Origin of the sequence: Pseudofulvibacter geojedonensis (assembly GCF_042675745.1) — a bacterium.
In the GTDB taxonomy this organism is placed as follows: Bacteria; Bacteroidota; Bacteroidia; order Flavobacteriales; family Flavobacteriaceae; genus Pseudofulvibacter; species Pseudofulvibacter geojedonensis.
Map to the genome: position 1 here is coordinate 283,053 of NZ_JBHTJM010000006.1, position 12,080 is coordinate 295,132.

The 12,080-nt window shown below is 30.8% G+C and carries 11 protein-coding genes; 5 read left to right on the top strand and 6 right to left on the bottom strand.

All coding sequences use genetic code 11. The annotated features are described in order from the left end of the window. Nucleotides 1–2 precede the first annotated feature (2 nt). The 3 genes from ACFQ1O_RS06290 to ACFQ1O_RS06300 form a co-directional block, all read right to left on the bottom strand. Entirely contained in the window at nucleotides 3–491 is a 489-nt protein-coding gene (locus tag ACFQ1O_RS06290; RefSeq protein ID WP_377714473.1) for an RNA polymerase sigma factor, read from the bottom strand. A 108-nt stretch (nucleotides 492–599) separates the two neighbouring features. Further along, on the bottom strand, nucleotides 600–1,838 hold the full coding sequence (locus tag ACFQ1O_RS06295) for an outer membrane protein assembly factor (protein WP_377714475.1): 1,239 nt from the start codon (nucleotides 1,836–1,838) through the stop codon (nucleotides 600–602). 18 nt (nucleotides 1,839–1,856) lie between these two features. After that, nucleotides 1,857–2,849 (bottom strand): glycoside hydrolase family 113, encoded by a 993-nt coding sequence (locus tag ACFQ1O_RS06300; RefSeq protein WP_377714477.1) that lies wholly within the window; start codon nucleotides 2,847–2,849, stop codon nucleotides 1,857–1,859. Nucleotides 2,850–3,094: 245 nt separating this feature from the next. On the opposite strand from ACFQ1O_RS06300, the gene ACFQ1O_RS06305 reads away from it, so the two are divergent. The 5 genes from ACFQ1O_RS06305 (at nucleotide 3,095) to ACFQ1O_RS06325 (ending at nucleotide 8,433) form a co-directional block, all read left to right on the top strand. Beyond that, complete coding sequence (locus ACFQ1O_RS06305) at nucleotides 3,095–4,435, top strand: NAD(P)/FAD-dependent oxidoreductase (RefSeq protein ID WP_377714479.1); 1,341 nt, start codon at nucleotides 3,095–3,097, stop codon at nucleotides 4,433–4,435. A 4-nt stretch (nucleotides 4,436–4,439) separates the two neighbouring features. After that, nucleotides 4,440–5,888, top strand: a complete 1,449-nt coding sequence (locus ACFQ1O_RS06310; protein WP_377714481.1) for a 4Fe-4S binding protein — start codon at nucleotides 4,440–4,442, stop codon at nucleotides 5,886–5,888. Between the two features lie 90 nt (nucleotides 5,889–5,978). Next, the gene (locus ACFQ1O_RS06315) at nucleotides 5,979–6,164 is read left to right on the top strand and encodes a hypothetical protein (RefSeq protein WP_377714483.1); all 186 of its coding nucleotides are present in this window, start codon (nucleotides 5,979–5,981) and stop codon (nucleotides 6,162–6,164) included. A 59-nt stretch (nucleotides 6,165–6,223) separates the two neighbouring features. After that, a complete protein-coding gene (locus ACFQ1O_RS06320) occupies nucleotides 6,224–6,913 on the top strand; it encodes a glycosyltransferase family 2 protein (RefSeq protein ID WP_377714485.1) in 690 nt (229 codons plus the stop codon). Between the two features lie 2 nt (nucleotides 6,914–6,915). Beyond that, a complete protein-coding gene (locus tag ACFQ1O_RS06325; RefSeq protein ID WP_377714487.1) occupies nucleotides 6,916–8,433 on the top strand; it encodes a cellulose synthase family protein in 1,518 nt (505 codons plus the stop codon). Nucleotides 8,434–8,471: 38 nt separating this feature from the next. Here the strand turns inward: ACFQ1O_RS06325 and ACFQ1O_RS06330 are convergent, their stop codons facing one another. From ACFQ1O_RS06330 to ACFQ1O_RS06340, 3 genes are read right to left on the bottom strand one after another with little or no spacing between them, the layout of a single operon-like run. Next, nucleotides 8,472–8,981 carry a gamma carbonic anhydrase family protein gene (locus tag ACFQ1O_RS06330; RefSeq protein ID WP_377714489.1) on the bottom strand — a complete coding sequence of 170 codons (510 nt, stop codon included), beginning with the start codon at nucleotides 8,979–8,981 and terminating at the stop codon, nucleotides 8,472–8,474. A 4-nt stretch (nucleotides 8,982–8,985) separates the two neighbouring features. Next, on the bottom strand, nucleotides 8,986–9,720 hold the full coding sequence (locus ACFQ1O_RS06335) for a LytR/AlgR family response regulator transcription factor (protein WP_377714491.1): 735 nt from the start codon (nucleotides 9,718–9,720) through the stop codon (nucleotides 8,986–8,988). Between the two features lie 3 nt (nucleotides 9,721–9,723). Beyond that, nucleotides 9,724–11,916, bottom strand: a complete 2,193-nt coding sequence (locus ACFQ1O_RS06340; RefSeq protein ID WP_377714493.1) for a tetratricopeptide repeat-containing sensor histidine kinase — start codon at nucleotides 11,914–11,916, stop codon at nucleotides 9,724–9,726. Nucleotides 11,917–12,080 lie beyond the last annotated feature (164 nt).

The window sequence follows — 12,080 nt, forward strand, 5'->3', positions numbered from 1 at the left end:
AATTAATATTTATTGGTTATTATTTTTTTTAATCTCTCTTTAATTCGTTTTACCCTCACTCCTATATTATTAGAATTAGTTCCTATGATTTCTGCTATTTCTACATAAGGTCTTTCTTCTAAATATAAAAGGATAACTGCCCTATCAACTTCAGACAATTGTTTAATAGCTCTGTATAACATATTTAAATCTTCGTCTGTAAAGGCTTTTACATCTTCAGTAACTTCAGGAGGTAAATAGTCTGAAGCATAATTCTGATGGTTATTTTTCTTTTTCTTTAATAAGGTCATACATACATTTAAAGACAATCTGTAAATCCAAGTAGACCATTCAGATTGTTCTTTAAATCGTTCTCTACTCCTCCATATTTGTAAGCACACTTCTTGATAATAGTCTTCAAAATCTTCTTGCGTATTTGTATAAGCTCTACATATTTTTATGATAATAGCTTTATACGGATGAATAAACAGTATGTAAAAATCACTACTCATTAATTAGTTTTTATCTAGTTAGTGGCTTCAGTCAAAAATTATTACATGTTATAAAAATAAAAAAGCGCATAACAAATGTTATGCGCCCTTAAAAAAGTTTATCAATTATTAAAAATACTGGCCAATACCAAATACAATTCCTCCTGAATTATTTTCGAATGAATAACCATAATCCAATCTAAAAATTGCATTAAATATTTTTTTATGTATGAGTCTAAACCCTAACCCAGAATACAGCTGTCCTCTGCCAAAATCTACAAAATCATCTAATTCTCCTCCAGGGTGCCTCCATGTACCAGCATCAACAAATACATTACCCTGTAAAGCAAACCATCCACCTTTATCGTATAATGTATGACGATATTCTGTATTAAGCACCAAACTACCTGTTCCTCTATCTATTAAATTTCCAACCCCTCTAATATTTACATTATTATCTACCGCAAAAGGAGCAAAGACACTAGAACTATTTGTAGATAAACCAGCTCTTAACCTACTTGCCCAATTTCCTTTTACACCTACTCTTTTAAAATACATAATATCATTCCAACCAGCTAAATAACTCGGTTGTATTTTATTATCTGTAAAATGCTGTTGTAAAGTAAAAGCATTTTTGAGTCCGCTAACATACTGGTAGTTAAAATCTAAATTGTTATACTCATATAAAAATTTAATAATAGCTTTATTGATAGTAATATCTTGCTCTACTGATGCATTTAATACTCCAGAATCATAGGTGTATTCATCCTTACCTATATTTAATCCCAACCTAAAGTTATTTTTAAAATTATACTCATAGGTAAGAAATGCTTCTGCCCCTAAATTATTATATATATAATTGGTTGCATCTTCTGTATAATAAAATGGCTCTTTACTAGACCATTTCTGAACATTAATAGCTAAACCAAGTCTATTAGAGAATAAATATGGTGCAAATAAATTTACGCCAAAAGAGGGCTCTCCATTATATTGATAAAAACCTCCAAAAGTGATATTTCTTCCGAACAAATTATAATCGTATACTCCTATTTTATATGAAAAAATATCATCTACAGACCATATATTTACAGCTGGTATTAAAGTGTGATTTTCTTCTATAGTAAAAATAACCTTATTACCTTGTATAGCATAGGTTGCATGAGATATACCCGCTAAACGTTTCAACTTTTTAACATCTTGATTTAACAACAATGTATCTGATACAGTATCTGGTTGTGATAATATAAGACTTCTTAAAAACGATTCACTATTCTTTTTTACCCCGTTAAATTGAATTGAATCAATTTGTTGTTGAGCAAACGTAATTGATGTTAGACTAAAAATTAAAACTCTGAGTATGTTTTTCATATCATTCTTTTTTTAACATCAATTATGTCGCAAATAATATTCTCGTATTACATTTTCTACTGGTTTATTTTGTGGCGTAAACCTAGAATCATTCTTTCCTCCTGAATTTTCATAGTCAATAAACCATTTCCAAACAAAACCTCCTGCAAACCACTCTTCTTTCCATAACTCCTCAAATAAAACTTTAGTTGCATTAACTTGAGCTTTTAAATTAACCGATGTTTTATTATAATCTACCTCCCAAGGTTTAGCAGCAGCATAATCTAGACTTCTGTATCCAAATTCTGTAAATAATATTTTCTTTTGAAGCGAATCTGAATACTTCTTCATTATTTTTTTATGCTTAACCCAACCCAATTTTAATGAGTCTATAGTTGGTGTTTTTTCTTCAGTTAAAGGAAAATAACCATCTATACCTATAAAATCTAAATCAGCCCAAAAAACAGTTTTTGTAAATTCATCCCAATTAGCCGCATAGGTCAATTTTCCTTTATAAATTTTCTTGACTTCATTTATTAAACTCTTCCAAAAACCAGGTCTATTCTCTACAAAGAACTCTAGCTCTGTACCTATACAAAAAAGAGGAATTTGCTTCTCTTGAGCTACTTTAGCAAATGTTAAGATAAATTCTGAATAGCGTTTTTCAAATTGTTGCCAATCACTTTCAGAATTCATTTTTATTTTACCCGTAAACAATCCATCTTTCACCCATATTTGAGGTTTTAACATTACTTTTATTTTTTGCTTTTGTAACTCCTCTATATATTGTTTTACTCCTTCTTCGCGTTCTCCAAACCATTGCCATTCTTCATTAAATCTTAAATTAGAGTGCCCCAAGCTTTCTATAAACCCAAATGGCATTACTGCTGCGTAATTAGCATTTAGCTTTTTAACTGGTGTTATATTTTCTAGATTCACCTCTTTTCCTGACGAAACAAATGAAACTCCATTCACTTTTTCTTGTTGATACTGACAAGAAACAAACAGTAATAAAAAAATAAAAAAACGCATATTAATCGTATTGCTATAGCAAACAAGATACAAAATATGCATATTGCAATTAATCACGAGCAGTACTAATTTCACACAACTTTTTTCTAAATCTTATTCTCAAGATAAAATCACAAACATCTACTTTCTTTAAATAACAAACGGCTGACACATTTTATTTATATTGAATATAAATAACTTGCCATTATATAATCGTTTTAAGTTATTAACTTTATATACGACTCATTAGCCAAGATTATTTCTTTATGAAAGAACACATAGTTATAATAGGAAACGGAATTTCTGGTATTACAGCAGCTAGACATATTAGAAAGAATAGTGATAAAAAAATTACTGTTATTTCTGCAGAGACTGATTATTTTTATTCAAGAACTGCTCTAATGTATGTTTACATGGGGCACATGAAGTTTGAACACACACAACCATATGAAAATTGGTTTTGGAAAAAGAATAGAATTGAATTAAAAAAAGGGTTCGTAACTAATGTTGACACTACAAACAACCAACTTGTTTTTGCTGATAATAGTAACTTAAAATATGACAAGCTTATTCTAGCTACAGGATCTAAACCTAATAAATTCGGATGGCCGGGTCAAGATCTAAAAGGCGTAACTGGTTTATACAGCAAACAAGATTTAGATAATGTAGAAGAGTATTCTAAAAACTGCAAAAGAGCTGTAATTGTTGGCGGTGGCTTAATTGGTATTGAATTAGCTGAAATGTTACGATCTAGAAACATTCCGGTTACTTTCATAGTTCGTGAATCTAGTTTTTGGAATGGAGTATTACCTGAAGGAGAGTCTGAAATGATTAACCAACATATAAAAGAACATCATATCGATTTACGGTTAGGGGTCAATCTTGAAGAAATTATTGGTGATAAAAATGGAAAAGCTATAGCAATTAAAATAAAAGAAACTGGTGAAATTATTGAATGTGATTTAGTAGGACTTACTGCCGGTGTTTCTCCGAATATTAATTTTTTAAAAAAATCAAACATAAAAACCAACAAAGGAGTAGTAGTAAATAGGTATTTAGAAACTAATACCCCTAATGTTTATGCTATTGGCGATTGTGCCGAGCAACAAGAAACTATAGGCAATAGAAGACCCATAGAAGCTGTTTGGTATACGGGAAGAATGATGGGAGAAACTATAGCTCAAACCATTTGTGGTAATAAAAAACAATACAACCCTGGAAATTGGTTTAACTCTGCAAAGTTCTTAGACATTGAATATCAAACTTATGGATGGGTATTTGCTCAACCTAAAAAGTATGAAAAACAATTTCATTGGAGACACTCTAAAGAGCTTGTTTGTATCACTTTATCCTCTCATGAAGAGACCAACCAATTTTTAGGCATCAATACTTTTGGTATTAGAATGAGACATGAAATATTTGATAGGTGGTTGAATGAAAAACGATCTGTAGATTACGTATTAGAGCATTTATCTGATGCCAATTTTGACCCAGAATTCTACAAACAATACGAGAAAGAAATTATTGAAGCTTACAACAAAGAAAACAACTCATCTATTATAGTTAAAAGAAGAAGTTGGAAGCGAATCCTAAATTTAACAAAGTAAAAATATGGAATCAAAAAATACAAGTTACGCGATTTCAAATCCCCATAAAATAAAATTAGATCCTGTTCAAAAAATAAGTTTTGGTATGGCTTTAATTGGTGTATTGGTATTAGCTATTTCATTTTTAGGCATTAATATTGAAAATAAAAGTATATCACTTACTTTTTCTTTACTATCTATTATAGTTGGGACTAGTGTTTATGCATATAGAACATACTCTTTACACCCCAAAGGAATCAAAAACAATCATGTTTGGTTTAACTCTCTATCGAATAGAGGTATTTGGGGTTGGATACTTGGTTTTATTCTTACTGGTTTCTACATTCTTCTTTATTGGTTTCCTGAAATATTAGGTCAAGCTACTGGACCATCAGGCATTAATCAGGGGTTAATTGCTTTGTTTGATCCTCTTAGTCATTTTTTTATCAGTAAACCTGCCAATCAATGGTTTGTATATGGTACTTTGTATACCGTTTTAATTTTTGCTTTAGGAATAAAGTTTATTTATAAATACCGCTATAATCGCTATCAAGTAATTAGAACAATCGTAGTTATTGCATCACAAACTTTTTTTGCGTATTTAATTCCTCAAATATTAGAAGGGTTAAACTACAATGGAGCCACTAATGCAGAAGGGAAATACATTGGATGGTATGATACCGATTTAAAAAACGTCTGGCCATTAGATTATGACTTTTTCAACAAATGGCACTTAGATGCTATGCAGGCTGAAGCTTACCAACCATTAGGAATGACTTATTTAGTTTGGGGAGTTATCTTATTTTTAGTTGTCACTCCATTTTTATCTTACTTTTTAGGAAAACGCTGGTATTGTTCTTGGATTTGTGGTTGTGGAGGCTTAGCAGAGACTGCAGGTGATTCGTTTAGGCATTTATCTTCTAAAAAGTTATCAGCTTGGAAATTAGAAAGGTGGCTAATTCACTTAATTATGGTTTGGGTGTTTATAATGACTGCTGCAACACTTTACGGATATTTTACTAAATCCGGAACTGTTTTTGGATTAAGCATTTACAAATACTTTCAACAACCATATGGTTTTATTATTGGTGCTGCTTTTTCTGGTGTAATTGGTGTTGGGTTTTATCCAATATTAGGCAGTAGAGTTTGGTGTAGATTTGGGTGTCCTATGGCTGGTTACATGGGGTTATTTCAAAGATTTAAATCAAGATTTAGAATTACCACAAACGGTGGGCAATGTATATCTTGCGGTAATTGCTCCACTTATTGCGAACAAGGTATTGATGTGAGAGCTTATGCCCAAAAAGGACAAAACATAGTTCGTGCTAGCTGTGTTGGTTGTGGTATTTGCTCTGCAGTATGCCCAAGAGGTGTATTAAAATTAGAAAACGCTCCTAATGATGATAAAACCAGGTATATAGAGCCTGATGTTATTTTAGGTAATGATGTAGATTTAATGAACTTATTAAAATAAGTTTTACCACAAAACAACTCACAAACACAACTAACGCAATTGTCATGGTATTTTTATCGTTATATTTATTCTAATTCAAATGCTTTGAACATGAAAAAAACATCATATACACTAATACTTATTTTTCTATTAGGTTTCATTTATTCATGCAGGCCAAGCTATATGCGTTGCCCAAAAAACAGAAGATGTGTAGATATAAACAAAACATCTAAAAAAGACTTTTTAGACACAAAAAAAGGATTGTATTTTTCTATGTGTGTTAACTCCAAAAGTTAAGCTACTCATTAAAGTATTAATTTTGTTATTTTATTCTATTTTTGCGACAATTAACCCTTATGGAGAAGATTGTTGTTTTAATTCCTGCCTTTAATGAAGAAGGCTCTATTGATAAGGTAATTGCTGAAATTCCAGATAACGTTTCAGAAATTATTGTGATTAATAATAATTCTACCGACCATACCGCTCAAGTAGCCCAAAAAGCTGGCGCCACTGTTGTAGACCAAGTTAAAAAAGGATATGGAAATGCTTGTTTAAAGGGATTAGAGTATATCGCTACAAACAAAATAAATCCAGATATTATTGTTTTTTTAGATGGTGATTATTCAGATTACCCTGAAGAATTAACCAAAATTATTAAACCTATTATTCATGACAATATCGATTTTGTAATTGGCAGTAGAGTAAAACATTTACAAGAAAAAGGATCTATGACACCTCAACAACATTTTGGTAATTGGTTGGCTTGTTTTTTAATGAAACTTTTTTTTAATGCAAAATTTACAGATTTAGGTCCCTTTAGAGCTATTAAATATCAAAAAATTTTAAACCTTAAAATGCAAGACCAAACCTACGGCTGGACCGTGGAAATGCAACTAAAAGCATTGAAACATAAGTTGTCTTATACAGAGGTTCCTGTAAAATATAAAAAAAGAATTGGGGTCTCAAAGGTGTCTGGTACAATAAAAGGTACTATATTTGCGGGCGTTAAAATTTTAACCTGGATATTTAAATACAGTTTTAAATAGTAGTGGAAAGCTTTATAAGATACGGTTCTTTAGTAGTTATGGCAATATACGGCATGTCGTTATTGTTCATCCTTTTCTATGCTTTAGCACAACTAAATTTGCTGGCAAACTATTTAAAAGCACAAAAGAAAAAGGATTCAGAACCTAAATTTGATCTTGACAACCCAGATGAGGTTCCTTATATTACCATTCAATTACCTCTATACAACGAATTGTATGTTGTTGAGCGTCTATTAAACAATATTGCTGAAATAGATTACCCTAAAGATAAGTTAGAAATTCAAGTTTTAGATGATTCTACAGATGAATCAGTTAAAAGTACAGCAAAACAGATCAATGCTTTACAAAAAACTGGTTTAGACATCTGTCACATAAGACGAGAAAACAGAGAAGGTTTTAAAGCTGGGGCACTTAAAGAGGGACTAAAAATTGCAAAAGGTGAATTTGTTGCCATATTTGATGCTGATTTTTTACCTCAAAAAGAATGGCTTAAGAAAACTGTTCCTTATTTTAAAAACCCAGAAATTGGTGTTGTACAAACTAGATGGGGACATATTAATAGGAACTACTCGCTATTAACTAAAGTACAAGCTTTTGCACTAGATGCCCACTTTACTCTAGAACAAGTAGGAAGAAATAGTAAAGGACATTTTATTAACTTTAATGGTACGGCTGGTTTATGGCGTAAAGAGTGTATTTATGATGCCGGAAACTGGGAAGGAGATACACTTACAGAAGATTTAGACTTAAGCTACAGAGCTCAGCTAAAAAACTGGAAATTTAAGTATTTAGAAGATGTTGAAACACCTGCTGAGTTGCCAGTTGTTATAAGCGCAGCTCGTTCTCAACAATTTAGATGGAATAAAGGTGGAGCAGAAAACTTCCAAAAAATGGTTAAAAGAGTTATTGGTTCAAAAGAACTATCTTTTAAAACCAAGTTTCATGGGGTAATGCATTTATTAAACAGTACCATGTTTTTAAATGTATTTATAGTAGCTATTTTAAGTATCCCAATGTTGTATATAAAAAATCAATATGAAGATTTACGTGGATACTTTATTGTAATGAGTTTCTTTGTAATGAGTAGCATTATATTCTTTATTTGCTATTGGTTTATGTATAGAAACATTAATGGTAAAGGATATAAAAATTTCTTCACCTATGTAGGTCACTTCTTTGCTTTCTTCTCTATTGCTATGGGATTCTCTTTACACAACACATTAGCTGTTTTAGAAGGTCATATTGGTAAAAAAAGTGAATTTGTTCGCACACCTAAATTCAATATTAGCACCTTAAAAGATTCTTGGAAAGGCAATAAATATTTGAGTAAGAATATTTCTAAAAATATTGTTATAGAAGGAATTTTATTATTATACTTTGTTTTTGGATTAGCGAGCGCATATTTAGTAACCGTAATCGGAGGGGCAGAAAAAGTAGATTTCGGATTAGTTCCTTTTCACTTAATGTTGGTTATTGGTTTCGGCTTTGTTTTCTTTAAATCGCTTACCTCTAAAGCTTAAAAGCGTCTCTTTTAACCAAAAGATGATTGATTTAAGTTCTATTTCTGCCAACTAGCATATTCTACATAATTATTGGCTATTCTATCTATTTCCCCAGAAATGAGTTCCTTAGAAATATCCTTTACTTTTTTAGCTGGCACACCTGCATATATACTACCCGATTCTACAATTGTGTTTTGAGTTACTACTGCTCCCGCAGCAATGATAGAATTAGACTCTACTATACAATTATCCATAACAATACTCCCCATACCTATTAACACATTATCTTTAATAGTACAACCATGTACAATAGCATTATGGCCTATTGAGACATTATTCCCAATAATAGTTGGGTATTTTTGATACGTACAATGTATTACTGCTCCATCCTGTACATTTACCTTATTCCCCATTTTTATATAATGTACATCTCCTCTTATTACAGCATTATACCATACACTACACTGATTTCCCATTTTTATGTCACCAACCATAGTTGCATTTTCTGCAACGAAACAATCTGAAGGAATCTGAGGTTTCTTTCCGTTAATCTCTTTTATAAGCATATATCTAATTAAAATGGGTTAATAAATTTGCTTTTCTAGAAGGAGCCACCAACAACTCTTTATCGTTTTCTAACACTACACTACCTCCTTTTCCTTTTTTATATTTAACTATAGCATTTATATTTACTACATAGGATTTATGAATTCGCAAAAAACCTAAATTACTTAAACTCTCTTCAAAATACTTTAAGGTTTTACTCGCTAACAATTTAGCCCCTGTATTTAAGTGAATTTCAGTATAATTATCATCTGCCTGACAATATAAAATATCTGAAGTCTTTAGTACTTCAAAACCGTCTTGTTGTGGTATGGTTATCTTCTCTTCAGTAAATATTAAATTCGGCTGAACTACTTTTTCTTGCAACTCATTTTCCTTTTTCTTAATATCAGCAACATGATCTACTGCCTTAATTAAGTCATCTATAGAAATAGGCTTTAATAAATAATAGGAAGCATGATTATTCAAAGCATCTATAGCATAATGATCGTAAGCCGTTACAAAAATAGTTTCAAAAGACCTATCTCCTACTTTATCTAGTAAATCAAAGGCATTTCCGTAGGGCATCTCTACATCTAAAAACACAACATCTAACTCATTATTTCTTATTAAAACAAGCGCCTCATCTATATTAGCAGCTTCTCCTTGTAATTCTATATTTGGACAATACTTGGATAGATAATTTTTTAAAATCTCTCTACTTCTAGCTTCGTCTTCTACTACTATGGCTTTTAACTTCATTTACTAATCCTTCTTTAACGTTACTATTACTTTTGTTCCAGCATCATCATTTAAGTCTTCTATTACTACATCTACTTTATCTTGATACATATCGTTTAAAATAGCTATACGTTGCTTAATATTACCCATTCCTTTCGATTTTTGCTTTTTCTGGTTATGGGTTTTTAATTCTTTAGATTTTTTTCTTCCAATCCCATTATCTTCTATACAAATTTGAATGGTATTATCTGTTACACTTTTAAAATGAATTGTTAGCTGTCCCTTCTCATCTTTATAACGAAGCCCGTGCCAAACCGAATTTTCTATATAAGGTTGTAACAACATAGGAGGTATTACATAATTATCTATAGCGATATCTTCATCAACAATAATATTATATTCAAACTTGTCTTGAAATCTAAAATGCTCCAATTGAGTATACAACTTTATCAATTCAATTTCTTTAGAAAGAGGAATAAAGTCTTCTTCTGAGTTTTCTAAAACATTTCGCATTAACTTAGAAAAATCGCTTAAATAACGATTAGCAGTTCGTTCATCATTCAAGGCAATAAAACTATTAACCGAATTTAAAGCATTAAAGATAAAGTGTGGATTCATTTGAGACCTCAGCGATTTTAATGCTAACAAATTATTATTTAGTTTTTGTTGCTTAATATTTCTGTACATATAAAAAGCCAATAGACTTAATAACAAAAGACCTCCTGCTAATCCGTAAATTAAAAACTGCTGTTGCCTATTTCTATACTCAGAGTCTTTTGTGGCTAATGCCAATTTAGATTCAGACAACTCTCTTTCTTTTTCTAACAGATTTATACGCTGTTGCTTTTTAACCAAATCTTTGCCAAACTTAGCGGCATGAGAAATCTCCTGATCTCTCTTTAAATATATTTTATCAACTAACTCTACATAAGATTGATACGTCTCTAATGCCTTTGTATAATCTCCTACAGTTTTATAAACTTCAGATAATTTTCTAGTAGCGTCTTTCTCTACAACTAAATCTTCTTTTTTATTAGCATCAGAAATACTTTCTTTCAAATAAGGAATTGCTTCAGAAAATTTAGATTGCTGAACATAAGCATTACCTATTTTATATTTTGTTCTTTGAGTTGTTAACGAATCTAGTTCAAATTGCTTATTCTCAAGTAACACATCTTCTTCTATACTTTCAAGTTCAGATAAGTTCTTTTTTCGCAACTCTATTTCTTCATCAAATTGTTGATTAGAGTTATAAAAATCTGCCACTCGTTCTTTTTCTATTGCTGCTCTTTGTACATTTTCATCGGCTGCCAGGTTTAATGAATTATCAAAATATGTATTTGCCTGTTGAACGTCTCCATCTAAAAAAGAAACTTCCCCTAGCTTAGAGTTCAAATCAGTAATCTTTGGTCTTACTAAATGTTTTTTAGCTATAGTTAAGCCCTTATTATATGATTCTTGAGCTTTATTGTATTTTTTTTGAATTGCATATATATCTCCTAAATCTTCATAAACTGCAATCTGTTGCCAATTAGATAATTTTTTCTTATCTATATTATTATACTCTCTTATAGCTTTAATATACTCTTGATTTTTAAAATAACTTTTCGCTAAGTTCAATTCAACTTCAATATTTTTTTGTTTATCTAAACTAGATTGGTAATTACTAATAGCAAGATCAAACTGTTTCCAGTGTAAGTAAATATCACCCAATGTTTTGAACGCTAAAGCTAACTGAACATCATTTAAGCCCTGAATATTTTCTAGCGATTTAGTTACCAATTGAATACCTTTTGAAGCATCCTGTTTATAAACTTTATTAGCAGAGTTTATAAAACCTATAAATTGATTACCCTCTAAACTCTTTTTTTTACGATTGCTAAGCTCTTCTTTAGCCTCCTCTTCCTCTACATAAATTCTTAGCTTATCATTGCTATCTTTAATAATGTATCTAACCGTTTCAATTTCTGGGTGACTAATAATTAACTCGTCTCCTACCTGGGCTTGTATTTTAAAATCTCCAGAAAGTGATGTTTGGGTTATCCCTTTTCCAATTATCTCAACCCTAACCCCCGAAAACGGATCATTGGTCTCCTTCATGATTACCTCTCCTTTAATTATTGTAGAAGTTGCATTGGAGTTATTATCATATCCTTTATTCTGAGCTATAACAGAACACGTAAATAAGATGAATAGTATGTATATTATATTTTTCATTTCACTTTCTATAAAGCATAGAAAACCTTTAATACCCAACCTTAAAAGGGTTTCATTTGGCTAAAGCTACATACTTTTTATCAGACTGTAAAATCAACTTCTCTATAATCTATCATAATATTTAAGCTAACTACATACTTCTCTCAATAAACAAACCATTTCAC